Genomic DNA, 24,001 nt, shown 5'->3' on the forward strand with positions numbered 1-24,001 from the left:
GCCTTTTTTCAATCCTCGTACCCTGAATCGTCCCGGTACAGGTGCGGCATGATCCTCGCCATCTTCACCATGTTGTTCTCCACTTCGAGAATCTCGATAGGGTAGCCCGCCAGCCTGACACTGATGTTGGGTTGGGGGATCTCCTCAAGGTACTCCAGGATGGCGCCATTGAGGGTCCGTGGGCCGTCCATGGGCAGGTGCCAGTCCATCTCCTTGTTCAGCTCGCGGATGCTGGCGGAGCCTTCGACCAGGAAGGAGCCGTCCGGCTGGGGATGGATCTCGTCACTCGGGGTCGGTGTCATGGAGGTGGTGAAGTCACCGACAATCTCTTCCAGGATGTCGTCCAGGGTGATCAGCCCCTGAATATCGCCATATTCGTCGACGATAAGGCCAATTCGCTCCTTGTTGCGCTGGAACTTGGCCAACTGCACGTTGAGGGGGGTCCCCTGGGGGATGAAATAGATGGGGTCGACTTCCCGAAGCAGGCTGGACTTGCTGAACTGATCCCGGGCGACCAGTCTCAGGGCGTCCCGTGAGTGCAGGAAGCCGACGACGTCATCGATGTTGTCGCGATAGAGCAGGATCTTGGTGTGGGCGCAGTGGGCCAGCTGGCGCAGTATGATCTTCCAGTCGTCATTGATGTCGATGGCGGAGATCTCGCTGCGCGGGACCATGATGTTCTCCACCGTCATCTTGTCCAGATCCAGAATGCTTATCAGCATCTCCTGGTGGTGCTTGGGAAGGAGATTGCCCGCCTCATTGACGATGGTGCGCAGCTCTTCGGAATTGAGGGAGTCATCCTTGTTGTGCTCGAGACGCAAGAGTTTCAGCAGCAGGTTCGTGATGCTGTTGATGAGCCAGACAAGGGGGGCGAACGGCACCATCAGCCCCTTGAGGATCCAGGAGGCAGGGTAGGCTATCCGCTCGGGGAACATGGCCGCCAGTGTCTTGGGGGTGACTTCCCCGAATACCAGTACCACCAGGGTCAGCCCGAAGGTGGCAATGGCGACGCCGAGATCCCCGAACAGCCGGATGCAGACGATGGTGGCGATGGCGGAGGCCAGGATGTTGACCAGATTGTTGCCGATGAGAATGAGGCCAAGCAGGCGGTCCGGCCTGGCCAGCAGCTTCTCGACCCGGCGGGCAGCCTTGTGCTTGGTCTGGGCCAGATGCCGCAGCTTGTAGCGGTTGAGCGACATCAGACCGGTTTCGGAACTGGAGAAGAAGGCTGACAAAAGGATCAAGATAACGAGAACAATCAGCAATGTACTCGTTGAGATACTGTCCAAGAAGGGCTCCTGTAAGGATGGTTGGGGAATGTTCGTGTGTCAGCTAAGCAGCACTTCCTTGACGAAACGGCTGCCAAAATAGGCCAGTGTCAGGATGAAGCTGCCGATGAGGCTCAGCATGATGACCTTGCGGCCGCGCCAGCCACGGGTATGGTGGCCCCAGAGCAGCAGAGCGTAGACGCACCAGGCCAGGATAGAGAGGATGGCCTTGTGGGACTTGCCCTGGGCAAACATGTCTTCCAGGAAGAACAGGCCGGATGCGATGGAGAGGGTCAGCAGCAGCAGACCTGTGGAAATGAGCTGAAATAGGCGTTTCTCCACCGTCATCAGGGGTGGCATGGCTGGCAGGTGGCTGATCTTTCTTGATTTCAGTTGCCTGTCCAGGCAGGCAAGCTGGAGGGCAAACAAGCAGGCGATCATCAGTACCGAATAGGCCATCAGCGCGAGGCCTATGTGCAGCAGTAACTGGGGGTGCGCTTCCAGATGGGTGATGTAGCGCCCGGGAATGAGCGCGCTGGCTGCCAGCAGCAGGGCTGAAAAACTGTAGACGACGGGCAGCAGGATCCAGCCGTTGAAGCGTCGGGTGACGCAGGTCATGAAGCAACTGATGATAAGGCTGACCAGGGACGCCACGTTCAACATGCTGAGATTCTGGCCGGAATGGGTGGCCAGCACTTCGCTGCCCACCGCCATGCCATGGGCGGTCAGGGCCAGGCCGACACAGGCGAACAGCGATACTTGCCCGACGGGCTTGGCGCTGAGCAGCAGGTGCAGTGAAGCGATGATGGCCAGCAGGTAAAACGCCAGGGCCAGAACAGAGATCACGATCATAACCAGGTCGTTGTCAAACAAGCTTTATGGATAAGAGGGGCAGTATACCTTGCACAAGATATGCTCGCCAGTTGTGCCAGAGGCTAACTGCCCACATATAAGTAGGCGTTGATGGTCACCCTGCGGCGAATAATCGTCCTCCGGCGTTGACTGGGGTATACTGCCCTTCATTTGTTGACCTGCCCGTTCGATGGCAGGCCGCCGCGGCAAGCGGCGAGTAATCGTCCCTAGAGTGCTGACCGGGGTATAATGCCCCCAGTGTCACGCCAAGAACCGGAAAGCGTCATGTTTGAGAATTTGACTGAACGACTCTCGCGCACCCTGCGCAATGTCAGCGGCCGCGGCCGCCTGACCGAAGAGAACATCAAGGATACCCTGCGCGAAGTCCGCATGGCGTTGCTCGAGGCGGACGTCGCCCTGCCGGTGGTGCGCGATTTCGTGGCGCGCGTTAAGGAACGTGCCGTGGGCCAGGAAGTGGCCAAATCCCTGAGCCCGGGCCAGGCCTTCATCAAGATCGTCCATGGCGAACTGGTCACCGTGATGGGGGAGGCCAACGAACAGCTCAACCTGGCTGCCCAGCCGCCGGCCATTATCCTGATGGCAGGTCTTCAGGGGGCCGGTAAGACCACTACGGTCGGCAAACTGGCCAAACTGCTCAAGGAGCGCAGCAAGAAAAAGGTGCTGGTGGTCAGTGCGGACGTCTACCGTCCGGCGGCGATCAAGCAGCTTGAGACCCTTGCGGGCGACATCGGTGTCGACTTCTTCCCGAGTGATGCCAGCCAGAAACCGATCGCCATTGCCACTGCCGCCATCGATCAGGCGCGCAAGAAGTTCTATGACGTGGTGATCGTCGATACTGCCGGTCGTCTGCACGTCGATGGCGAAATGATGGCGGAGATCCAGGATCTGCACGCCACCATCAAGCCGGTCGAAACCCTGTTCGTGGTGGATGCCATGACAGGCCAGGATGCTGCCAATACCGCCAAGGCCTTCAACGAAGCGCTGCCGCTCACCGGTGTGATCCTTACCAAGGCAGACGGTGATGCCCGCGGTGGTGCCGCCCTGTCGGTTCGCCATATCACCGGCAAGCCGGTCAAGTTCATCGGTATGGGTGAGAAGACTGACGCGCTGGAGCCGTTCCATCCGGATCGTCTCGCCTCCCGCATCCTCGGCATGGGGGATGTGCTCTCTCTCATCGAAGAGGTGGAGCGCAACGTCGATAAAGAGAAGGCGGCCAAGCTGGCCAGCAAGGTCAAGAGCGGCAAGGGCTTCGACCTGGAAGACTTCCGTGAGCAGCTGGCCCAGATGCGCAACATGGGTGGCATGATGGGGATGCTCGACAAGCTGCCCGGCATGTCCGGCCTGCCGGACAACATCAAGGATCAGATGGATGACAAGCTCACCGTGCGGATGGAGGCCATCATCAGCTCCATGACGCCGAAAGAGCGTGCCCATCCCGATCTCATCAAGGGCTCCCGCAAGCGCCGTATCGCGGCGGGCTCCGGCATGCAGGTCCAGGATGTGAACAAGCTGCTCAAGCAGTTCACCGAGATGCAGCGCATGATGAAGAAGATGTCCGGCAAGGGCGGCATGCGCAAGATGATGGGCCAGATGAAGAACATGCTGCCCCCCGGATTCGGTGGTGGCGGTCGCGGTCCGTTCTGATTTTCCTGCTGGTCAGGCAGAAAGGCTCACCCTGGTGAGCCTTTTTCATGCCAATCCCTGCACAAAAAATAGCTGGCTTGGTTGCAATTATTACGAATCCAAGTAGAATTACGCGGCTTATTTTAAGCTAGGGTCTGCGTATTTGCAGGCCTTGTTCATTAGATGTTTATGAGGACGATATGGTAACCATTCGTTTACAACGTGGTGGCGCGAAAAAGCGTCCGTTCTACCAGGTAGTAGTTGCTGACAGCCGTAACGCCCGTGACGGTCGTTTCATCGAGCGCGTCGGTTTCTTCAACCCGGTTGCTGCTGGTAACGCTGAAAAGCTGAACCTGGACCTGGCTCGTATCGAGCATTGGGTTGCTACTGGTGCCGCTGTTTCTGACCGCGTTGCCAAGCTGATCAAAGACGCTGCCAAAGCTGCTTAATCAGCCAAACGGTAGGGAGTTAAGGTGGAAAAACCTGTAGTTCTGGGCACCCTGGGGACCGTTTACGGGATCAAGGGCTGGCTTAAAGTGAACTCCTTCACCGATGTTGCCGAAGCGATTTTCGATTACAACCCCTGGCTGATCAATCAGAACGGGGCGTGGCGTGAAATCCGGGTGTCATCCTGGAAGCGTCACAACAAGGGTCTGATCTGCAAACTCGATGGTATCGATGTGCGTGAGGATGCCCTGGCATTGACCAACGTCGAGATTGGCGTCCCCGCCGATCTGTTGCCTGCGTTGCCCGAAGGGGAGTTCTACTGGCGTGACCTCATTGGTTGCACCGTGGTAACCACCAAGGGATACGACCTGGGCAAGGTGACCGAATTGATGGAAACCGGCTCCAACGATGTGTTGGTGGTTGAGGCCAATGTAAAAGATGCCTTTGGTGCAAAGGAGCGGTTGATACCGTTCCTGGAAGAGCAGGTGATCAAGAATATTGATCTGACTGCTCGAACAATCGAAGTTGATTGGGATCCTGGTTTCTAGTTTCCCGCGCTAACACGGGTGCCGGAGGTTTCTTATGTGGATTGGGGTCATTAGCCTCTTCCCGGAAATGTTCCGAGCCATTACCGAGCACGGGGTAACGGGTCGGGCCGTCAAGAGTGGCCTGCTGCAGATTGAGTGCTGGAACCCTCGGGACTTCACCCACGACAAACACCGTACGGTCGATGATCGTCCTTATGGTGGTGGGCCCGGCATGTTGATGATGGTTCAGCCGCTGCGTGATGCCATTCATGCAGCCAAGCAAGCGGCGGGAGACGGGGCGAAAGTCATCTATCTCTCTCCTCAGGGACGCAAGCTGACTCAAGCGGGCGTGACCGAGTTGGCGACGAATCAGAAACTGATTCTGGTCGCCGGTCGATACGAAGGTATCGATGAGCGCGTGATACAAACCGAAGTCGACGAAGAGTGGTCTATCGGGGATTACGTGTTAAGTGGTGGCGAGTTGCCTGCCATGACCCTGATCGATGCGGTTTCGCGTCTGGTCCCGGGGGTCTTGGGTGATCAGGCCAGTGCCGAGCAGGACTCCTTCACGGATGGGCTGCTGGATCATCCCCACTATACTCGGCCGGAGGTGTTGGATGGGCTGACGGTGCCCGAGGCGCTGACAAGCGGCAATCACGAAGTGATTCGGCGCTGGCGACTCAAGCAATCGCTCGGACGAACCTGGCAGAGAAGGCCGGAACTTATTAACAACCTAGCTCTGACTGACGAGCAAGAATCACTTCTTGCCGAGTATGTCCGCGAAGTGCGTGACAGCGTTAAGTAGAGTTTTCAGTTTATCCTAGGTAAGGAAAGACAATGAGCAAGATTATTCAGCAGCTTGAACAAGAGCAACTGCGTACCGACATCCCGGCTTTTGCCCAGGGCGACACCGTACGTGTTCAAGTTCGTGTTAAAGAAGGTGGTAAAGAGCGTCTGCAGGCTTTCGAAGGCATCGTGATTGCCAAGCGTAACCGCGGTCTGCACTCTGCTTTCACCGTTCGCAAGATCTCCAACGGCGAAGGTGTTGAGCGTGTATTCCAGACTCACTCTCCGCTGATCCACAGTGTAGAACTGAAGCGGCGTGGTGATGTTCGCCGCGCCAAACTGTACTACCTGCGCAACCTGTCCGGCAAAGCTGCTCGTATCAAAGAGAAGCTCAACTAATTCGATTCGAATTGGTGTCGGTATGTCGGCGAAAAGCTCGACAGGTAGTGAAAAGGCTCGCCAATGGCGAGCCTTTTTTGTATCCGTGTGCGGGGTATTGGCTCAACCGGGCTGGCTGACCCGCACCACCGAGTTGTCACGCCCGAAGGGGCCAGGCACATAGTCGTCCGCCTCCCAGTCGTTGTCATAAAGGGTTTCACCATCGGGTTGCACTAGCTGATAGCAATACTCGAAATGGCTGGGGCCATCGGTCGGCAGGTTGAGTGTCGCCTTGAACTCCCCGTTTTTCATCCTCTTCAGTTCAATGGGCTGCCACTGGCTGAATTCACCCAGCAGCAAGACCTGCTCGGCATCACCGGCGGCCTCCTTTTCGACGGCAAAGGTCACCTTGACCTCGGGACGGGATTTGAGGAATTGCTTGTTGATCGGCATATGGACTCCTTGTCACTGGCTGCGAAGAAAGTAGCGCTGGTTATTTTTATATCACTTTATGACAAGGATGTTGATAAACAGGATCAAAGGGGGAGGGCAAAATGGCGCTGCAGGAGTTGATGGGTGAACTCGATCTTGAGGTAGAAGCCCCGTGGTAGCGTCATGATGGGTTGGCCATTGCGGCCGATGGCGCGGGTCAGCGCCTTGCTGTTGGCCGCCTTGGGGCGTAGCTGCAATACCTGGCCGTGGCGGGCGCTGATCTGCTCCACTTCCCCCAGCACTATCATGTCCATCAGCTCTTCCCAGTCCTGGCGCAGCAGTCTTTCTTCCTCTTCATTCGGGCTCCACAGCAGCGGCATGCCGACGCGACGGTCGCCGACAGGGATGTCGCGGCTGCCTTCCACCGGGATCCAGAGCACCCGCGACAGCTTGTTGCGCACGTTCGACTCCTCCCAGCGCTGGCCGCTGACCCCGATGAGGGGGGCCACGCAGACAAAGGTGGTTTCCAGCGGGCGCCCTTGAGGATCGACGGGGATCGTCTTGAGCTCGATACCGAGATCCGGAAAATCCTGCTCGGGACGGCTACCTGCACTGGCCCCCAGCTGCCACTCGATCAACTGCCCTGTCCAGCCCTTGTCACGTCTGAGATCCCGCGGTACAGGGATGCCCGCCGTTGCGGCAAGCTGGGCCAGAGTGAAGCCAGCCATGGCGTAGGCTCGACTGAGCAGCTCTTGTTCTGACTGGGGATTGGCAGGCATGAGGGCTCCTCTGGAGATAATAGACATCGCAATACGGATCCTTGCATGGTATCGCTGATTTTATAACCGATCCTTGCCCGACTATACACAGGGAGACATGGATGGCCAAATTCAACATATCCAAATGATTTTAAAGGGATTTACTTTCTTTATCCAGTATATCGGCACGCCGGATCCCCGCATAAACGAGTTGTCCAAGGGTTTGTGCGAGCTGTTGCACACAGTTATCCACAGAAATCTTGGATAACTGGCGTAAAGTGGTGAAAGGAAGCGTGGCACCAGAAATAAATGTGAGAGTACGCCGATTTTCAGCGCCATTTCGGTGCAGATAATGCGCCATATCTGTGGATAAATCCGTCTTGGTGGATCTTTGAGCAGTCGAACTTGTTCACAATTGACAGGCTGGATCCTCTTAGGCAAAAGACATGGATCTTGATCCAGCAATCAAACGATAACCTTATGTATTTAAATGTATATTTTGTTTTTAAGTGAATCGGGTATGATATGCTTCCGTGCAATGCCACAGTATAAAACTACTGTATATACCTGCTTGATCACAGGTTTATGCACAGTCTGGGTGGGCAACTTGCCTAGCATGAACCTTCAATTTGTTTATAACTTTGCTTGAAATGCCAAGTTATTCATGAATGGAAGATGACAGTCCCTGTTTGCCGCCACGGGGTGAATGTGGAACAATCTCGTTATAGATTCAGCCTTTATAAGGTGATCACGTGATAGATGGTGACGGATTTCGTCCCAATGTCGGCATCGTGATCTGTAACCGTGACGGACAAGTATTGTGGGCTAAGCGCTATGGGCAGCACTCCTGGCAGTTTCCGCAGGGGGGGGTTGATGATGGTGAATCGCCGGAACAGGCCATGTATCGTGAGCTGTATGAGGAGATAGGCCTCAAGCAGGACGATGTGACCATACTGGCGACCAGTCGCAACTGGCTGAAGTATCGCTTACCCAAACGACTCGTCCGCTGGGACAGTTCACCGGTCTGTATTGGCCAGAAGCAGAAATGGTTTTTGTTGCAGCTCGATCCTGGCAAAGAGTCCAGGATCCAGTTTGGCTGTCATGGTCACCCGGAATTTGATGATTGGCGTTGGGTCAGCTTCTGGTACCCGGTTCGTCAGGTCGTCTCCTTCAAGCGGGAGGTTTACCGCCGGGTGATGAAGGAGTTTGCCCCGCTGGCCATGCCAGTCCCCGTGGTGCAGGCTAACCGAAAAGATGGGCGGCGCAACCGCTCGCGTTAAGGAGCACAATTAGTTGCTGACGGAACTCAGACGCATCGTGGAAAGCATGGCCGAGGCCAACACCCTCGAACAGGCCTTGCAAGCATTGGTGAGCCAGACCCGGCTCGCCATGACGGTGGACTGCTGCTCCGTCTATGTGGCCGAGCCCGACATGCGCCGCTATCGACTGGCTGCGACCGATGGTCTGGCCGAATCGGCCGTGGGCAAGGCCACCCTGCCGTTCGAGCAGGGTATTGTCGGCCTGGTGGGTCAGCGTGAAGAGCTGATCAACCTGGCCGATGCCCCCTCTCACCCCAGTTTCAAGTTCCTGCCCGATGTGGCGGAAGAGGCGTTTCGCTCCTTCCTCGGCGCTCCCATCATGCATCAGCGTCAGGTGGTGGGGATTCTGGTCGTGCAGCAGAAGGAGAGCCGCCTCTTCGATGAGGGGGAGGAGTCCTTCATGGTCACCCTGGCGGCTCAGCTGGCTGCCCGCATCGCCCAGGCCCAGGCCAAGGGGTGGCTGCAGAAGACCGACTGGAGCAAGCCGCTGCGCGGTATTGCCGGGGCGAGTGGCATCGCCATCGCCAAGGCCTGGGTGTGGCGTCCGCGCAAGGCGCTCAATACCATCACGCCGCGCAAGGACGAGGATCATGCCAAGCAGCTTGCCCGTCTCGAGCTGGCGGTGGAGGAAGTGCGCCACGATCTGGAGAGCCTGGCACTGCGCTTTCGCGAGAGCTACAGCCAGGACTCGGTCGCCATCTTCGACATCTATCTGCACCTGCTTAACGATCCTGGCTACATCAAGCCCATCCGCAACAAGGTCAGCAAGGAACACTGGACGGCGATCTCGGCGGTCAAACTCATCAGCGATCGGCTGATAGAGCAGTTCAAGGGGATGAAGGATCCCTATCTGCGGGAACGCTCCACCGATGTGAAAGACATCGCCCAGCGGCTCATCAGTCGGCTGGTGCAGGACGAACCCGAGCAGCTCACCATCGGCGAACCCGTGGTGCTGGTCGCCGATGAAGTGACGGCTACCATCCTTGCGGAGATCCCGAGGGAATTTCTGAGCGGTGTGGTGTCGCTCAAGGGCGGGACCAACTCCCATGCCGCCATCCTGGCCCGTGCCATGGGGGTGGCGGCCATCATGGGGGTGGATCTGCCCCTCGGTGATATCGGCGGTCGCACTCTGGTCATCGATGGCTACAGCGGCGATCTCTTCATCGAACCCAACCAGGTGATCCTGACCGAGTATCGGCAACTGCTGAGTGAGGAGCGGGCACTCGACACCCTGGTGCGCAGCGTCGACAACCAGCCCTCCGAGACTGCCGACGGCACCAAGGTCTCTCTGCTGCTCAACGCAGGGCTGAGTGCGGATACCGAGATCTCCCTCAATCATCTGGCGGATGGGGTCGGGCTCTATCGCACCGAGATCCCCTTCATGCTGCAGGACAGCTTCCCTTCGGAGTGGGAGCAGACTGCCCGCTATCGCGGGATCCTGGAAACCTATCGGGATCGCCCGGTTTGCATGCGGACTCTGGACGTGGGGGGGGACAAGCAACTGCCCTATTTCCCCATCGTGGAGGAAAATCCCTTCCTTGGTTGGCGGGGGATCCGGCTCACCCTAGATCACCCCGAACTCTTCCTGGTGCAGCTCAAGGCCATGTTGCGGGCCAGCGAAGGGCTGGACAATCTGGCCATCATGCTGCCGATGATCAGCAGCGTCAGTGAAATCAAGGCCTCCCGTCGTCTGCTGGATCAGGCGTGGCGCGAGGTGTCGGAAGAAGCGGCCAGCCGCGATGCGGTGATCCGTTACCCCAGTCTCGGGGTGATGATCGAAGTCCCCTCCGCGCTGTACATCCTGCCGGAGATGGCGCCGCTCATCGACTTCTGGTCGGTGGGCAGCAACGACCTGACTCAGTACCTGCTGGCGGTGGATCGCAACAATGCCCGTGTCGCCAGCATCTACGATGCCTTCCATCCCGCGGTGATCCGCGCTTTGCAACTGTTGGTCGATTCCTCTCAGCGCTATCACAAACCGGTCTCTGTTTGTGGCGAGCTGGCTGGCGATCCGGTCGGGGTGCTGCTGCTCTTGGCCATGGGCTATCGTCGTTTCAGCATGAATACCCACAACATCTCCCGTATCAAATACGTGCTGCGGCAATCCGACCTTGGTGAGTTGAAGACGCTGATGGCGGATGGTCTCAAGCATGACAATCCTCACGTGCTGCGCGGCCTGTTTGCCCGCTATCTGGAAGAGCACGGTCTGGGAGGCTTGCTGCGGGCTGGGCACAAGGTTAGGCTGCCCGATTGATATTCCGTCTTGTTACTGCGTAAGAATGATCGGAGAATGCGGCTTTTCTTATGATTGGGGCCGCCTATGCAGCACGACGGATATTGGGTTTTCTCGCAGATTGATCCCGTAGCATTCAGTTTGGGACCATTATCGGTACGCTGGTATGGTCTCATGTACCTGTTCGGTTTTGCCTTCGCCATGTGGCTGGCAGGTCGCCGTGCCGATGCACCCAACAGCGGCTGGACCCGCAACGAGGTATCCGACCTGCTGTTTTATGGCTTCCTTGGGGTGATCCTGGGTGGCCGTATCGGCTATGTGCTGTTCTACAACTTCGATCTCTTCCTTGCCGACCCGACCTATCTGTTCAAGATATGGACCGGTGGCATGTCGTTCCACGGCGGCCTCATCGGGGTGATCACCGCCATGATCTGGTTTGCCCACAAAACCCAGCGCCACTTCTTCACCGTGGCGGATTTCGTGGCGCCGCTCATTCCGTTCGGCCTCGGTGTTGGCCGCATCGGCAACTTCATGAACGGCGAGTTGTGGGGTCGGGTCACCGATGTCCCCTGGGCCATCATCTTCCCCGAGGCTGGGCCCGAGCCGCGTCACCCGTCCCAGCTTTACCAGTTCGCGCTGGAAGGGGTGGTGCTCTTCATCATCCTGAACCTGTTCTGGCGCAAGCACCCACCCCGTGGCGCCATTTCCGGGATGTTCCTGCTGTTCTACGGCCTGTTCCGCTTCCTGGTGGAGTTTGTTCGTCAACCAGACAGCCAGCTGGGTCTCTACTTCAATGAGATCAGCATGGGTCAGATCCTTTCTACCCCGATGATAGTGGCGGGGGGGCTCATGGTCTGGGCCGCCTACAAGCAGCCCCGTCTGTTCGGCAATGCACCGAAGGAGGCGAAGTAATGCGTGCCTATCTCGACCTGATGCAGAAAATTCTGGATGAAGGGACCGTCAAATCCGATCGCACCGGCACCGGGACAGTCTCCTTGTTCGGTCATCAGATGCGCTTCAATCTGGCGGAAGGATTCCCGCTGGTGACCACCAAGAAGTGCCACCTGCGCTCCATCATTCATGAGCTGCTCTGGTTCCTCAATGGCGATACCAACACCGCCTATCTGAAAGAGCACGGTGTCAGCATCTGGGATGAGTGGGCCGACGAGCACGGTGATCTGGGGCCTGTCTATGGTGCCCAGTGGCGCTCCTGGCCAGCGGCCGATGGATCTGTCATCGACCAGATCCAGAAAGCGGTGGATGACATCCAGCACAACCCGGATTCCCGCCGCATCATCGTCTCCGCCTGGAACGTGGGCGAGCTGGACAAAATGGCGTTGGCACCCTGCCACGCCTTCTTCCAGTTCTATGTGGCGGATGGCAAGCTCTCCTGCCAGCTCTACCAGCGCAGTTGTGACGTTTTCCTTGGCCTGCCGTTCAACATTGCCAGCTATGCGCTGCTGACCCACATGATGGCGCAGCAGTGCGATCTGGAAGTGGGGGACTTTGTCTGGACCGGTGGTGATGTGCACCTCTATTCCAACCACATGGAGCAGACCGCACTGCAACTCACCCGCGAACCGCGCCCTTTGCCGCAACTGGTGATCAAGCGCAAACCTGACTCCATCTTCGATTACAGATTCGAGGATTTCGAGATCCAGGGCTATGATCCCCATCCTGGGATCAAGGCGCCTGTCGCTATTTGAGTAAGTAATGAGCCTGGGGCGAGTCCCGCCTCTCAGGTGACGATGAATTGACACTCAGCTGTTAGAGGCGCCTGCGGGCGCCTTTTGCATTTTATGTGAATTTATATGCGATGTTCCTGGTGGAGAGAAGGCTCTTGAAAGAGGGTAGTAACCGGCTTATAGCAGGCATTATCTGTTTTGCTTTCGGTTTTTTCGTTGTTATCGGCCATTAGAAACGATTTTTCATTGAGCTACTCGGGCCCTAGACTGAAAAAATGGAATCTTATGGGTAGTTAGATATGAGCGATGTATTCAAGCGTTTTCTCAAACTGGAGTCTGCTTCCGGGATCATTCTGATCCTGGCCGCCCTGCTTGCCATCGGCCTGGCCAATTCGGCGCTGGCGCAACACTATCAGAGCTTCCTCAATACCGAGGTGCAGGTTCGCATCGCGGCGCTCGACATCAACAAGCCGCTGCTGCTCTGGATCAACGATGGCTTCATGGCGATCTTCTTCCTGCTGGTGGGTCTCGAGGTGAAGCGCGAGATGCTGGAGGGGGCGCTTTCCTCCCGGGTGCAGGCAACCTTCCCGGCCATTGCCGCCGTGGGTGGGATGTTGGCACCGGCCCTCATCTATAGCTTCTTCAACTACGGAGACGAGGCTACCCGTGCTGGCTGGGCGATTCCGGCCGCAACCGACATCGCCTTCGCTCTCGGGGTCATGGCGCTGCTGGGCAAGCGGGTACCGACCAGCCTCAAGGTCTTCTTGCTGGCGCTGGCCATCATGGACGATCTGGGGGTCATCATCATCATTGCCCTCTTCTACACCCAGCAACTGTCGCTGACTGCGCTGGCGATAGGTGTGGTGGCCACCCTGACCTTGCTCTGGATGAATCGCCGTGGTGAGGACAGGATTGGACTCTATATGCTAGTCGGCCTGGTGCTCTGGGTTGCCGTGCTCAAGTCCGGTGTCCATGCGACCCTGGCGGGGGTCATCGTGGGCTTCATGATCCCCCTCAACGGCAAGCGTTACGCATCGCCACTCAAGCATCTGGAGCATGTGCTGCACCCCTGGAGCGCCTTCCTGATCCTGCCGCTGTTCGCTTTCGCCAACGCCGGGGTATCGCTGGAGGGGGTCTACTTCTCGGCTCTGCTCAATCCGCTCCCCATGGGGATCATCCTGGGGCTCTTCGTCGGCAAGCCGCTCGGGATTTTCACCATCAGCTGGCTGGCAGTGAAATCAGGCATTGCCCAATTGCCGCAAGGAGTGAACTTCAGACAGATCTTTGCCGTCAGCATCCTGTGTGGCATCGGCTTCACCATGTCGATGTTTATCGCATCGCTGGCATTCGAGCATGGCGGACTGGACTACGGCAGCTACTCGCGCCTCGGGATCCTGGCAGGTTCCACACTCGCGGCCGTGATCGGTTACATCGCTCTGCGGATATCGCTGCCCAATCGGGAGGCGAATCAAAGTACGGAGGGGTTATGAGAAAACTAGGATGGTTAGTCATGCTGGCAAGCCCTGCACTCTGGGCAGATAGTCTGGCCGATTGTCAGCAGGATGCCACCTCGGCAAGTTGTTCTGCCTATCTCAACGGGGTGGTCGACAGCGCACTCATGCTGGGGGACTCACAGGTAAAAGCCCGGTTCGGAGAGACCTTCGCCGAACGGGCACTGAGCAGTCGTGCCGGCGAGCGAGTCAAGCTGTCCAACAAGCGCTACTGCACCGAGCGAATGCCGGATGCCGGTCGTCTCAAGGCCCATCTGCAGGCACAGTTCGACGCGAACAAGGTTGACTCGATCAGCGACATGTATGACATTCTGGCGGTTGAACTCAGCTGCTACCGGAGCCCGCCTGGCGCGGGAACCCCATCGGATGTCACACCTTAACTACAACCATCTCTACTATTTTTGGATGACTCAGAAGAAGGGCTCCGTCACGCAGGCGGCGGAAGCCCTCTTTTTGACTCCGCAGACCGTGACCGGTCAGATCAAGCTGCTCGAACAGCGTCTTGGCGGCAAGTTGCTGATCAGAAAGGGGCGCTCCCTTGAGGCCACCGAGCTTGGCCAACTGGTGTTTCGCTATGCGGACAAGATGTTCAGCCTCTCCTACGAGATGCTGGATATCGTCAACTACCGCAAGGAGAGCCAGATCCTGTTCGACGTCGGCATCGCCGATGCACTCTCCAAGCGTCTTGCCAGCCGGGTACTGCTCTCCGTGATCCCCAATGATGGTTCCATTCACCTGCGCTGCTTCGAGTCGACCCATGAACTGCTCCTGGAGCAGTTGAGCGAGCACAAGCTCGACATGATCCTCTCTGATTGCCCGGTGGACTCCAGCCAGCATGCCGGGTTGCTGTCCAAGCGTCTGGGGGGATGCGGCGTCAGTTTCTTCTGCAAGGCGCCTCTGCCCTCCCAGCCTTTCCCTGCCTGCCTGGAAGAGCGCAAGCTGCTCATCCCGGGCCGTCGCACCGCCATGGGTCGTCAACTGACCCAGTGGTTCGAGCAGCAGGGAATTTCCCCCAGCATTCTGGGAGAATTCGACGATGCGGCGCTGATGAAGGCGTTCGGCTTCTTCAACCAGGGCATCTTCATGGCACCGACCATTTATCGGGAGGAGATCCTGGAGGGGGAGGAGGTGATGCTGCTGGGTGAAACCCAGGATCTGATGGAGGAGTATTACGTCATCTTTGCCGAGCGGATGATCCAGCATCCTGCGGTCAAGCGGGTATGCGAGAGTGATTTCTCCTTCCTCTTTGCGGGGCAGGAGGATTTCACGGCCATTCAGCCGGCAAGCCTCTCGTTTTAAATCGAGGGTGACGGCGCTATGATGCCAGTCTTGGAAGAGGAGGGTGAGATGCGATTGGAAGAGATGGAAGCGAATGCCGGGCGTGCCGTCACCCTGCTCAAGGCATTGGCCAATGAGCGACGGCTGTTTATCTTGTGCCAGTTACTGGATAGGGAGCTGTCGGTCGGCGAGCTGAACGAAGTCTTGGGATTGAGCCAGTCAGCCATGTCGCAGCATCTGGCGGTGTTGCGCCGGGATGAGCTGGTGGCGACGAGGAAGGAAGCCCAGACGGTCTATTACTCCCTGCGCAGCCATGAGGTGCGCGAGATGATCGGATTGTTGCACAGACTGTACTGTAGCGACCCCAAATAAAAAACCGGCACTAGGCCGGTTTTTTCAGCTTTCATCAGCGGATGCTGATTAAGCCATGGCTTTGATCTGAGCAGACAGGCGGCTCTTGTGACGAGCAGCTTTGTTCTTGTGGATCAGGCCTTTGGTCGCCATACGATCCATGATCGGCTGAGCAACAGCGAAAGCGGCAGTGGCAGCAGCCTTGTCACCAGAGGCGATGGCAGCGATCACTTTCTTCAGGTAGGTACGGGTCATGGAACGACGGCTGGCGTTGTGCTGACGACGTTTCTCTGACTGAAGAGCACGCTTCTTAGCAGATTTGATGTTAGCCAAGGTAAAACTCCTAAAACTGTCTTAGCGAGTGTATTGAAAAGGCCCGGAAATATGCCTTCCCAACCACATATTGTCAAATGATTTGTGCAAATAAACACCGCCCCCCGGTGGTGTGTCAGATGGGAGACGGTTAAACTGTCGGCCGATTCTAACAGCATTCTTTTCTTTCCGACAGTTCCAGAGGCCTCGTCTTGAGTAAGAAATTGATCAAATCCGGCATGATAGTGTCCGGAATGACGCTAGCATCCCGTGTGATGGGCTTGGTGCGCGATGTGGTCATCGCCAATTTGCTCGGTGCCGGGGTGGCCGCAGACGTCTTCTTCTTCGCCAATCGCATTCCCAACTTCTTGCGCCGGCTCTTTGCCGAAGGGGCATTCAACCAGGCCTTCGTGCCCGTGATGACGGAGTACAAGAAAAATGGTGACGAGCAGGCGGTTCGGGAGCTGCTGGCGGCGGTGGCGGGCACCCTGGGTGGCATCGTCACCGTGGTCACCCTGCTCGGGGTGCTGGGTTCCGGTGTCCTGACGGCTCTCTTTGGCTGGGGCTGGTTCTGGGATTGGCTGCATGGCGGACCGGCGGCGGAGAAGTTCGAGCTGGCCAGTCTGATGCTCAAGATCACCTTCCCCTACCTCTGGTTCATCACCTTCACCGCCATGGCGGGGGCCATTCTCAATACCTTTGGCCGTTTTGCCGTGTCCTCCTTCACGCCGGTATTCCTCAACATCACCATGATTGCGGCGGCCTGGTGGATCGCGCCCTTGATGGAGCGCCCCGAAATCTCCCTGGCGATCGGTGTCTTTCTCGGCGGTCTGGTCCAGTTTTTGTTCCAGTATCCTTTTCTGCGCCAGCTCAACATGCTGGTCTGGCCCAAGTGGGGTTGGCACCATCCCGGGGTGGTGAAGATCCGTACCCTGATGATCCCGGCCCTGTTCGGCGTGTCGGTCAGCCAGATCAACCTGCTGATCAACACCATGCTGGCGTCGTTCCTGGCTACCGGTGCCATCAGCTATCTCTATTACTCGGACAGGTTGCTGGAGTTTCCCCTCGGTCTCTTTGCGGTGGCCATCAGCACGGTGATCCTGCCTGCCCTGGCCAGAAAACACGTGGATGCGGATCCGGCGGATTTCTCTCGCACCATGGATTGGGGGGTGCGCATGGTGATGCTGCTCGGCTTGCCAGCCATGGTCGGTATCGCCGTGCTGCGCGAGCCCATACTGCGGGTGCTTTTCATGCGCGGTGAGTTCGGTCTGCACGAGGTGAGCATGTCCAGTGCCAGCCTGCTGGCCTCCACCACGGGGCTGCTCTCCTTGATGCTCATCAAGGTGCTGGCCCCCGGTTATTACGCCCGCCAGGACACCAGGACGCCGGTGCGTATCGGCATCATGGCCATGGTAGCCAACATGGTGTGCAACCTTATTTTCATCTATCCGCTCGGCTACGTCGGGCTGGCGCTGGCGACCGCCTGCTCCGGCACGCTGAACGCCGTACTGCTGTTCAAGGGGCTCTATCAGCAGGATGTCTATCGCCCTTCCCGCAACACCGGGCTGTTCTGCCTCAAGCTCTTGGCGGCAACGGTCTTGATGGGGGGGCTTCTGGCCTATCTGTCACCGGATCTCGCCCAATGGGGTGCCTGGAGCATGGGCAAGGCCAGCCTGGAGTTGACCCTGCTGCTCTGCCTGGGCGGAGCGTTGTATGGCATTGTCCTCTTGGCATTGGGGATCCGGCCACGGCACCTGAGAGCCGGTCAGCAATAAGGAGCCAGCTGCAAGGGAGGGGGACAGTACAGGGGAGATGGGGGAGCGGTCTCAGGGGCTGTCGAGTTGGCCCGCCAACGAGGTGCGATGCTCCTGGCCGAGTCCGAGAAGCGAGCGGGATGGCTAAATCGGGTCAACGGCAGGGCTGACCCTGCCTGCTGCCTGATATATAATCCGCCGATTTCCATGGCAGCAACGCACAAGGCACTGATGGAGCTTATTCGCGGCATTCACAATATCAAGCCCCGTCACCGGGGCTGTGTATTGACCATAGGCAACTTCGATGGGGTTCATCAGGGGCATCACGCGGTGTTGGCCCGTTTGCAGGAGAAGGCCGCCCAACTTGGCCTGCCGGCCTGCGTCATGTTGTTCGAACCCCAGCCGCTGGAGCTGTTTGCGGGCAGTGCCGCGCCCGCCCGCCTCAGCCGCTGGCGGGAGAAGTACGAAGCCCTCAAGGGAATGCAGATCGATCGCATGCTCTGCGTGCGTTTCACCCATCGTTTTGCCGAGCAGGCGGCCAGCACCTTCATCGAGCAACTGCTGGTGGAGAAACTCGGCGTGCACTATCTGGTGGTCGGCGACGATTTTCGCTTCGGCAAGGGGCGGGAAGGGGACTTCCACCTGCTGGAGGAGGCCGGTCGGCGCTTCGGGTTCGAGGTGATCAGCACCCAGAGTTTCCAGCTTTCCCGCCAGCGGGTCAGCAGCACCCTGGTGCGCGAGGCCCTGAAAGCGGGTCGCATGGCGGAGGTGGAGCTGATGCTCGGTCGCCCCTATGCCATCAGCGGCCGGGTGGCCCATGGTGACAAGCTGGGGCGCACCATAGGTTTTCCCACCGCGAATCTGGCCCTCAAACGCCAGGTTGTCCCGGTCGGTGGCGTGTTTGCGGTGGAAGTGATATGTTCCGGCAAGACTTTCCCCGGTGTCGCCAATGTGGGTGTACGTCCGACCTTGAGCGGTACACAAGCCAGATTGGAAGTACATCTATTTGATTTTTCTGGTGATCTATATGGTCAGCAGGTCAAGGTGCTGCTTCGCCACAAGCTGCGCGAAGAGCAGAAATTTGACTCTTTCACCGCCTTGAAAGAGCAGATCGAACGAGATGCCCTGGCGGCCCGAGCCTGGTTCGGGCTGCCACAATTTCATTTACCCAGCACTCTTTTAGAAAAGAAGGGAACCCAGGACTGATGAGCGACTATAAACACACCCTGAATCTGCCGGAAACCGAGTTTCCGATGCGTGGCGATCTGGCCAAACGCGAACCCAACATGTTGAAACGTTGGTACGATCAGGATCTTTACGGCGCCATTCGCCGCGCCAAAGCGGGCAAGCCTTCTTTCATTCTGCACGATGGCCCCCCCTATGCGAACGGCAGCATTCACATCGGTCACTCGGTCAACAAGATCCTCAAAGACATCATCATCAAGTCCAAAGGCCTCTCTGGCTTCGATTCCCCCTATGTACCGGGCTGGGATTGCCACGGTCTGCCCATCGAGCTGAAAGTGGAAGGCATGGTCGGCAAGCCGGGCGAGAAGGTTTCCGCCGCCGAGTTCCGCGCCGAGTGCCGCAAATACGCCAAGACCCAGATCGAAGCGCAGAAGACCGACTTCATCCGTCTGGGCGTGCTGGGTGACTGGGAACACCCCTACCTGACCATGGATTTTGGGACCGAAGCCAACATCATCCGTTCCATGGCCAAGATCGTTGAAAACGGCCACCTGCACAAAGGCTCCAAGCCGGTGCACTGGTGTACCGATTGCGGCTCCGCGCTGGCTGAAGCGGAAGTGGAGTACTACGACAAGAACTCCCCCTCCATCGACGTGCGCTTCAAGGCCGTCGACGAGGCTGCCGTTGTCGCCAAGTTTGATTGCGCCGAAGGCCACACCGGCAAGGGCGCGCTCTCTGCCGTGATCTGGACCACTACCCCGTGGACCCTGCCGGCCAACCGCGCCATCGCCATGCATGCCGATCTCGACTACGCGCTGGTGCAGGTTGAGGGCGACAATCCCGAGCGTCTGATCCTGGCCGCTGAGCTGGTGAAGGATGTGATGGATCGCGCAGGCATCGAGCACTTCCACAACCTGGGTTACGCCAAGGGTGCCGCACTCGAGCTGCTGCGCTTCAACCACCCCTTCTACAGCTTCGACGTACCTGTGGTGCTGGGTGACCACGTCACTCTGGATGCCGGTACCGGCGCGGTGCACACCGCCCCTGGTCACGGTCAGGAAGACTTCGTGGTCGGTCAGAAGTACGGTCTGGAAGTGGCCAACCCGGTTGGCAGCAACGGCGTCTATCTGCCGGATACCGAACTGTTTGCCGGCCAGCACGTGTTTAAGGCCAATGCGGCCGTGGTCGAGGTGCTGACCGAGCGCGGTGCACTGCTGCATCACAAGGTATTCAACCACTCCTACCCGCATTGCTGGCGTCACAAGACCCCGATCATCTTCCGTGCCACCCCCCAGTGGTTCATCAGCATGGAGCAGAAGGGTCTTCGGCAGCGCGCCCTGGAAGAGATCGAGCGTATCGAGACTCAGGGCATTGCCGAACACGGCCAGAGCGGCTGGGTCCCGGCCTGGGGCAAGAATCGCATCCAGGCGATGGTCGAGAACCGTCCCGACTGGTGTATTTCCCGTCAGCGTACCTGGGGCGTGCCCATCTCCCTGTTCGTTCACAAGGATACCCAGGCGCTGCACCCGGATTCCGTGCGCCTGATGGAAGAGGTGGCCAAGCGGGTCGAGCAGTCCGGCATCCAGGCCTGGTGGGATCTGGACAAGGCCGAGCTGCTGGGCGCTGATGCCGACAACTATGAGAAGGTGCCCGACACCCTGGACGTCTGGTTTGACTCCGGTTCTACCCACGCCTCCGTGGTCGACGCCCGTCCCGAGTTCAACGGCAAGCCGGCCGACATGTATCTGGAAGGCTCTGACCAGCACCGTGGCTGGTTCATGTCCTCCCTGATGATCGGCGTCGCCATGAAGGACAAGGCACCCTACAACCAGGTGCTGACTCACGGCTTCACCGTGGATGGTCAGGGCCGCAAGATGTCCAAGTCCATCGGCAACGTGGTAAGCCCTCAGGACGTGATGAACAAGCTGGGTGCCGACATCCTGCGTCTGTGGGTAGCGAGCACTGACTACACCGGTGAGATGACCGTCTCCGACGAGATCCTCAAGCGCTCCGCCGACGCCTATCGTCGTATCCGCAACACTGCCCGTTTCCTGCTGGCCAACCTGAACGGTTTCAATCCGGCGACCGACATGGTGGCGCCTGCCGACATGGTGGTGGTGGATCGCTGGGCCGTGGGCCGTGCCAAAGCGGTACAGGCCGAGATCGTTGCCGCGTTCGATGAGTACAACTTCCACGGCGTGACCCAGAAGCTGATGCAGTTCTGCTCCATCGAGATGGGTTCCTTCTACCTGGACGTCATCAAGGATCGTCAGTACACCGCCAAGGCTGACAGCCTGGCCCGTCGCTCCTGCCAGACCGCCCTCTATCACATCGCCGAGGCCATGGTGCGCTGGATGGCGCCGATCATGAGCTTCACCGCCGACGAGATCTGGGCCCTGCTGCCGGGCGAGCGCGGCGAGTTCGTGTTCACCGAGGAGTGGTACGACGGCCTGTTCGGGCTGGAAGCGGGCGAAGTGCTGAACGACGAGTTCTGGGCCGAGATCCTCACCGTGCGCGGTGAAGTGAACAAGGCGCTGGAAGTGGCCCGTGGCGAGAAGCGCATCGGCGGTTCTCTGCAGGCCGAGCTGACCCTGTTCGCCAAGCCGGAGCTGGCCGCGCGTCTGAACGCCCTGGCCGATGAGCTGCGCTTCGTGCTGCTCACCTCCAAGGCCAAGGTGGTCAGCGTCGATGCTGCACCGGCAGAGGCAGTGGCAACTGAGCGCGATGACCTGTGGCTCTGCGTTGCCCAGTCTGCCGCCGCCAAGTGCGACCGCTGCTGGCACCATGTAGAGGACGTGGGTACCATCGCGGGTCACGAAGAGATCTGTGGCCGCTGCGTCACCAACGTCGAGGGTGACGGCGAAACGCGTCAATTTGCCTGATGAACATGACTCAACATAAAAGCGGCCTGCGTTGGCTGTGGCTGGCGGTGCTGGCCTTCGTACTGGACCAGGCGAGCAAGCTCGCCGTGGTCAAACTGCTGCCATTTGGCTACCCGGGGGTGGAGATCACCCCCTTCTTCAACCTGGTCCACGTCTACAACAAGGGCGCTGCTTTCAGCTTCCTGGCAGATCAGGGGGGCTGGCAGCGCTGGTTCTTCGCCGTGCTGGCGTTCGCCATCTGCGGCCTGCTGATCCACTGGCTGCGCAAGCAGTCGGTCACCCAGCGCTGGAGCGGTATCGCCTACAGCCTGATCATCGGCGGGGCGCTCGGCAACGTGTTTGACCGGCTGGTGCTGGGCCATGTGGTCGACTTCCTCGACTTTTACTGGCAGCGCGCCCACTGGCCGGCGTTCAATCTGGCTGACAGCTTCATCTTCATCGGTGCCGCCATGATCGTGCTGGATGGCTTCCGTGGTGAGAAAAAACAGGACGCGACCTTATGAGCCAGCTGATTGCTGCGGACAGCAGCGTGCTGTTCCATTTCTCTATCAAACTGGAAGATGGCTCGGTGGCGGACAGCACGGCGCTGCACGGCAAGCCTGCCCGTCTGCGGATGGGAGACGGCAGTCTGACGCCGAGCTTCGAGCAATGCCTGCTGGGGCTGCGCGAAGGGGAGAGCAAGAGCTTTACCCTGGCGCCGGAAGAGGCGTTTGGCCTTTCCAATCCTGACAACATCTACCATCTCGATCGCGCCAAGTTCGGTAACGAAGTTGAGCCCAAGGTGGGTACCATCATTCTGTTCGACCAGCCCAACGGCAGCGAACTGCCCGGGATCATCCGGGCGGTGGAAGGGATGTCGGTCACGGTCGATTTCAACCACCCCCTGGCCGGTCACACCGTCACCTTCGAGGTGGAGATCCTGGGGGTTGATGACGAGGAGAAGGTGCACTGATGGATATTCTGCTGGCTAACCCCCGTGGCTTCTGTGCTGGTGTCGACCGGGCCATCAGCATCGTCGAGAGCGCGCTGGAGAAGTTCGGTGCCCCGATCTATGTCCGTCACGAAGTGGTGCACAACCGCTACGTGGTGAACAAGCTCAAGGAGGCGGGTGCCGTTTTCGTCGAAGAGCTGGACGAGGTGCCGGATGACAGCATCGTCATCTTCTCCGCTCACGGTGTCGCCAAGGTCGTGCGCGAGATGGCCAAATCCCGCGCCCTCAAGGTGTTCGATGCCACCTGTCCGCTGGTGACCAAGGTGCACATGGAGGTCCATCGCGCCAGTCGCAAGGGCTCCGAAGCCGTGCTCATCGGCCATGCCGGCCACCCCGAGGTGATCGGCACCATGGGACAGTACGAGAACAGTGAGGGTGGCATGTATCTGGTGGAGACGCCGGAAGATGTGGCCAAACTCAAGGTGAAGAACCCGGACGACCTCTGCTTCGTGACCCAGACGACACTCAGCGTGGACGAGACCTCGGATGTCATCGATGCCTTGCGTGCGCACTTCCCCAAGATCCAGGGGCCGCGTAAGGATGACATCTGCTACGCCACCCAGAACCGCCAGGATGCGGTGCGGGAGATGGCCGGGCTGGTGGACGCCATGCTGGTGGTGGGGTCGCGCAACTCTTCCAACTCCAACCGTCTGCGGGAGCTGGCCGAGAAGGTGGGCGCCAAGGCCTACCTCATCGACGATGCCTCCATGATTGAGTCGCAATGGCTGGACGGGGTTGTCCGTATCGGGGTCACGGCGGGTGCGTCAGCCCCCGATGTGCTGGTTCAGAATGTCATTGCTCGTCTGCGCGAGCTGGGAGGCAAGATAGTGACCGAGCATCCTGGCCGAGAAGAGAATGTGGTGTTTGAAGTGCCGCCCGAGCTTAGAATTATTTGAATGTGGCCAGGATGGCCTGAGAATAAAGAGTTATGTTCCTGATGCCGGATTTGTCGTTGCGACCTATCCGGCATTAGACTATATGAACCGCCAGTCACCAAGGATGGGTTATGATTGGGTTCTATCGAGGCTTTTCTCTCATTGAATTGATGATTGTCGTCGCAATCGTGGCGATTCTTGGCACTATTGCCTATCCCTCCTATCAGCGTTACCTGCTGTCCAGCCACCGAATTGATGCCAAAAAAATGCTGTTGGACGCCGCCAACAGACAAGAAACCTATTTTATGGACTTCAATCGGTATACCTCATCCGCAGCCGATTTGAATATCTCGGAGAACTCCGAATCCGGCTTCTATCACCTGGTCATCTCATACCAATCGGATTAAACATTAGGTCAGTTTTATCCAATCTCGGCTACAAAGTGACATCACCCGCTCCACATCGGCAATAAAGTGCTTCCAGGCCGATGTGCAGGCATCAAGGATGTCGTCGTAATCCTTGAAGCTGCGATT

Annotated in this window: 25 protein-coding genes and 2 pseudogenes; 20 read left to right on the plus strand and 7 right to left on the minus strand. The window is 58.4% G+C overall.

Annotated elements, in window-relative coordinates; translation table 11 throughout:
• Positions 1-8: 8 nt before the first annotated feature.
• Both J9889_RS06120 and ccsA read right to left on the minus strand, forming a co-directional pair.
• The gene (locus tag J9889_RS06120) at positions 9-1,289 is read right to left on the minus strand and encodes a CNNM domain-containing protein (protein WP_134997688.1); all 1,281 of its coding nucleotides are present in this window, start codon (positions 1,287-1,289) and stop codon (positions 9-11) included.
• A 39-nt stretch (positions 1,290-1,328) separates the two neighbouring features.
• Entirely contained in the window at positions 1,329-2,120 is a 792-nt protein-coding gene (gene ccsA, locus J9889_RS06125; protein ID WP_210556130.1) for a cytochrome c biogenesis protein CcsA, read from the minus strand.
• Positions 2,121-2,405: 285 nt separating this feature from the next.
• Here ccsA and ffh point away from each other — a divergent pair, with 285 nt between their 5' ends.
• From ffh to rplS, 5 genes are all read left to right on the plus strand, one after another.
• Positions 2,406-3,785 carry a signal recognition particle protein gene (gene ffh / locus J9889_RS06130; protein WP_010673083.1) on the plus strand — a complete coding sequence of 460 codons (1,380 nt, stop codon included), beginning with the start codon at positions 2,406-2,408 and terminating at the stop codon, positions 3,783-3,785.
• A gap of 179 nt (positions 3,786-3,964) precedes the next feature.
• Positions 3,965-4,213 carry a 30S ribosomal protein S16 gene (gene rpsP / locus J9889_RS06135; protein ID WP_010673084.1) on the plus strand — a complete coding sequence of 83 codons (249 nt, stop codon included), beginning with the start codon at positions 3,965-3,967 and terminating at the stop codon, positions 4,211-4,213.
• 24 nt (positions 4,214-4,237) lie between these two features.
• Positions 4,238-4,759 carry a ribosome maturation factor RimM gene (gene rimM / locus J9889_RS06140; protein ID WP_039039979.1) on the plus strand — a complete coding sequence of 174 codons (522 nt, stop codon included), beginning with the start codon at positions 4,238-4,240 and terminating at the stop codon, positions 4,757-4,759.
• A gap of 34 nt (positions 4,760-4,793) precedes the next feature.
• Entirely contained in the window at positions 4,794-5,543 is a 750-nt protein-coding gene (gene trmD, locus J9889_RS06145; RefSeq protein ID WP_010673086.1) for a tRNA (guanosine(37)-N1)-methyltransferase TrmD, read from the plus strand.
• 32 nt (positions 5,544-5,575) lie between these two features.
• Entirely contained in the window at positions 5,576-5,923 is a 348-nt protein-coding gene (rplS, locus tag J9889_RS06150) for a 50S ribosomal protein L19 (RefSeq protein WP_005313505.1), read from the plus strand.
• 102 nt (positions 5,924-6,025) lie between these two features.
• Here rplS and J9889_RS06155 read toward each other — a convergent pair whose 3' ends face one another.
• The 3 genes from J9889_RS06155 to J9889_RS06165 form a co-directional block, all read right to left on the minus strand.
• A complete protein-coding gene (locus J9889_RS06155) occupies positions 6,026-6,355 on the minus strand; it encodes an isoamylase early set domain-containing protein (RefSeq protein ID WP_010673087.1) in 330 nt (109 codons plus the stop codon).
• Positions 6,356-6,438: 83 nt separating this feature from the next.
• Complete coding sequence (gene mutH, locus J9889_RS06160; protein ID WP_102949163.1) at positions 6,439-7,113, minus strand: DNA mismatch repair endonuclease MutH; 675 nt, start codon at positions 7,111-7,113, stop codon at positions 6,439-6,441.
• Between the two features lie 130 nt (positions 7,114-7,243).
• Complete coding sequence (locus J9889_RS06165) at positions 7,244-7,453, minus strand: hypothetical protein (protein ID WP_127904546.1); 210 nt, start codon at positions 7,451-7,453, stop codon at positions 7,244-7,246.
• 391 nt (positions 7,454-7,844) lie between these two features.
• Between J9889_RS06165 and rppH the strand changes: the two genes are divergently transcribed.
• The 8 genes from rppH to J9889_RS06205 all read left to right on the plus strand — a co-directional run bounded on the left by rppH (position 7,845) and on the right by J9889_RS06205 (position 15,490).
• Positions 7,845-8,372: an RNA pyrophosphohydrolase gene (gene rppH / locus J9889_RS06170; protein WP_010673089.1), complete on the plus strand. Its 528-nt coding sequence runs from the start codon at positions 7,845-7,847 to the stop codon at positions 8,370-8,372.
• Between the two features lie 13 nt (positions 8,373-8,385).
• A complete protein-coding gene (gene ptsP / locus J9889_RS06175) occupies positions 8,386-10,665 on the plus strand; it encodes a phosphoenolpyruvate--protein phosphotransferase (protein ID WP_102949164.1) in 2,280 nt (759 codons plus the stop codon).
• A gap of 66 nt (positions 10,666-10,731) precedes the next feature.
• Complete coding sequence (gene lgt, locus J9889_RS06180) at positions 10,732-11,556, plus strand: prolipoprotein diacylglyceryl transferase (RefSeq protein ID WP_043153049.1); 825 nt, start codon at positions 10,732-10,734, stop codon at positions 11,554-11,556.
• A complete protein-coding gene (thyA, locus tag J9889_RS06185; protein WP_042014892.1) occupies positions 11,556-12,350 on the plus strand; it encodes a thymidylate synthase in 795 nt (264 codons plus the stop codon). Before lgt ends, thyA begins: the two co-directional genes overlap by 1 nt.
• A 278-nt stretch (positions 12,351-12,628) precedes the next feature.
• On the plus strand, positions 12,629-13,819 hold the full coding sequence (gene nhaA / locus J9889_RS06190; protein ID WP_049636461.1) for a Na+/H+ antiporter NhaA: 1,191 nt from the start codon (positions 12,629-12,631) through the stop codon (positions 13,817-13,819).
• Between the two features lie 20 nt (positions 13,820-13,839).
• Complete coding sequence (locus J9889_RS06195; protein WP_174219042.1) at positions 13,840-14,220, plus strand: hypothetical protein; 381 nt, start codon at positions 13,840-13,842, stop codon at positions 14,218-14,220.
• Entirely contained in the window at positions 14,207-15,139 is a 933-nt protein-coding gene (nhaR, locus tag J9889_RS06200; protein WP_010673095.1) for a transcriptional activator NhaR, read from the plus strand. The genes J9889_RS06195 and nhaR overlap by 14 nt, the downstream gene beginning before the upstream one ends.
• A gap of 48 nt (positions 15,140-15,187) precedes the next feature.
• Positions 15,188-15,490 (plus strand): metalloregulator ArsR/SmtB family transcription factor, encoded by a 303-nt coding sequence (locus J9889_RS06205; RefSeq protein WP_042878863.1) that lies wholly within the window; start codon positions 15,188-15,190, stop codon positions 15,488-15,490.
• A gap of 48 nt (positions 15,491-15,538) precedes the next feature.
• On the opposite strand, the gene rpsT is transcribed toward J9889_RS06205, so the two are convergent.
• Complete coding sequence (gene rpsT, locus J9889_RS06210; protein WP_005308808.1) at positions 15,539-15,802, minus strand: 30S ribosomal protein S20; 264 nt, start codon at positions 15,800-15,802, stop codon at positions 15,539-15,541.
• 191 nt (positions 15,803-15,993) lie between these two features.
• On the opposite strand from rpsT, the gene murJ reads away from it, so the two are divergent.
• The 7 genes and pseudogenes from murJ to J9889_RS06245 all read left to right on the plus strand — a co-directional run.
• A complete protein-coding gene (gene murJ, locus J9889_RS06215; protein ID WP_029313784.1) occupies positions 15,994-17,556 on the plus strand; it encodes a murein biosynthesis integral membrane protein MurJ in 1,563 nt (520 codons plus the stop codon).
• Between the two features lie 210 nt (positions 17,557-17,766).
• Complete coding sequence (ribF, locus tag J9889_RS06220) at positions 17,767-18,741, plus strand: bifunctional riboflavin kinase/FAD synthetase (protein WP_010673098.1); 975 nt, start codon at positions 17,767-17,769, stop codon at positions 18,739-18,741.
• Positions 18,741-21,602: an isoleucine--tRNA ligase gene (gene ileS / locus J9889_RS06225; RefSeq protein ID WP_201890519.1), complete on the plus strand. Its 2,862-nt coding sequence runs from the start codon at positions 18,741-18,743 to the stop codon at positions 21,600-21,602. Before ribF ends, ileS begins: the two co-directional genes overlap by 1 nt.
• Entirely contained in the window at positions 21,602-22,105 is a 504-nt protein-coding gene (gene lspA / locus J9889_RS06230; RefSeq protein ID WP_039039988.1) for a signal peptidase II, read from the plus strand. Before ileS ends, lspA begins: the two co-directional genes overlap by 1 nt.
• A complete protein-coding gene (gene fkpB, locus J9889_RS06235; RefSeq protein WP_041210958.1) occupies positions 22,102-22,554 on the plus strand; it encodes an FKBP-type peptidyl-prolyl cis-trans isomerase in 453 nt (150 codons plus the stop codon). The genes lspA and fkpB overlap by 4 nt, the downstream gene beginning before the upstream one ends.
• Positions 22,554-23,489 (plus strand): 4-hydroxy-3-methylbut-2-enyl diphosphate reductase, encoded by a 936-nt coding sequence (ispH, locus tag J9889_RS06240; protein ID WP_210556131.1) that lies wholly within the window; start codon positions 22,554-22,556, stop codon positions 23,487-23,489. Before fkpB ends, ispH begins: the two co-directional genes overlap by 1 nt.
• Positions 23,490-23,599: 110 nt before the next feature.
• Positions 23,600-23,860: pseudogene (locus J9889_RS06245) on the plus strand (type IV pilin protein); the annotation flags it as partial.
• Positions 23,861-23,878: 18 nt separating this feature from the next.
• Here J9889_RS06245 and J9889_RS24010 read toward each other — a convergent pair.
• Positions 23,879-24,001, minus strand: a pseudogene (locus J9889_RS24010) (IS630 family transposase); the annotation flags it as partial.

Source organism: Aeromonas sp. PrichA-15 (genome assembly GCF_017939245.1).
GTDB lineage: Bacteria > Pseudomonadota > Gammaproteobacteria > Enterobacterales > Aeromonadaceae > Aeromonas > Aeromonas caviae.

Excerpts from the sequence above, each read along its gene's own strand:
- ccsA (WP_210556130.1), bottom strand. The coding sequence starts at position 2,120 with ATGATCGTGATCTCTGTTCTGGCCCTGGCGTTTTACCTGCTGGCCATC.
- ffh (WP_010673083.1), top strand. The coding sequence starts at position 2,406 with ATGTTTGAGAATTTGACTGAACGACTCTCGCGCACCCTGCGCAATGTC.
- rpsP (WP_010673084.1), top strand. The coding sequence starts at position 3,965 with ATGGTAACCATTCGTTTACAACGTGGTGGCGCGAAAAAGCGTCCGTTC.
- trmD (WP_010673086.1), top strand. The coding sequence starts at position 4,794 with ATGTGGATTGGGGTCATTAGCCTCTTCCCGGAAATGTTCCGAGCCATT.
- rplS (WP_005313505.1), top strand. The coding sequence starts at position 5,576 with ATGAGCAAGATTATTCAGCAGCTTGAACAAGAGCAACTGCGTACCGAC.
- J9889_RS06155 (WP_010673087.1), bottom strand. The coding sequence starts at position 6,355 with ATGCCGATCAACAAGCAATTCCTCAAATCCCGTCCCGAGGTCAAGGTG.
- mutH (WP_102949163.1), bottom strand. The coding sequence starts at position 7,113 with ATGCCTGCCAATCCCCAGTCAGAACAAGAGCTGCTCAGTCGAGCCTAC.
- J9889_RS06165 (WP_127904546.1), bottom strand. The coding sequence starts at position 7,453 with ATGGCGCATTATCTGCACCGAAATGGCGCTGAAAATCGGCGTACTCTC.
- lgt (WP_043153049.1), top strand. The coding sequence starts at position 10,732 with ATGCAGCACGACGGATATTGGGTTTTCTCGCAGATTGATCCCGTAGCA.
- thyA (WP_042014892.1), top strand. The coding sequence starts at position 11,556 with ATGCGTGCCTATCTCGACCTGATGCAGAAAATTCTGGATGAAGGGACC.
- nhaA (WP_049636461.1), top strand. The coding sequence starts at position 12,629 with ATGAGCGATGTATTCAAGCGTTTTCTCAAACTGGAGTCTGCTTCCGGG.
- J9889_RS06195 (WP_174219042.1), top strand. The coding sequence starts at position 13,840 with ATGCTGGCAAGCCCTGCACTCTGGGCAGATAGTCTGGCCGATTGTCAG.
- nhaR (WP_010673095.1), top strand. The coding sequence starts at position 14,207 with ATGTCACACCTTAACTACAACCATCTCTACTATTTTTGGATGACTCAG.
- J9889_RS06205 (WP_042878863.1), top strand. The coding sequence starts at position 15,188 with ATGCGATTGGAAGAGATGGAAGCGAATGCCGGGCGTGCCGTCACCCTG.
- ribF (WP_010673098.1), top strand. The coding sequence starts at position 17,767 with ATGGAGCTTATTCGCGGCATTCACAATATCAAGCCCCGTCACCGGGGC.
- ileS (WP_201890519.1), top strand. The coding sequence starts at position 18,741 with ATGAGCGACTATAAACACACCCTGAATCTGCCGGAAACCGAGTTTCCG.
- lspA (WP_039039988.1), top strand. The coding sequence starts at position 21,602 with ATGAACATGACTCAACATAAAAGCGGCCTGCGTTGGCTGTGGCTGGCG.
- fkpB (WP_041210958.1), top strand. The coding sequence starts at position 22,102 with ATGAGCCAGCTGATTGCTGCGGACAGCAGCGTGCTGTTCCATTTCTCT.
- ispH (WP_210556131.1), top strand. The coding sequence starts at position 22,554 with ATGGATATTCTGCTGGCTAACCCCCGTGGCTTCTGTGCTGGTGTCGAC.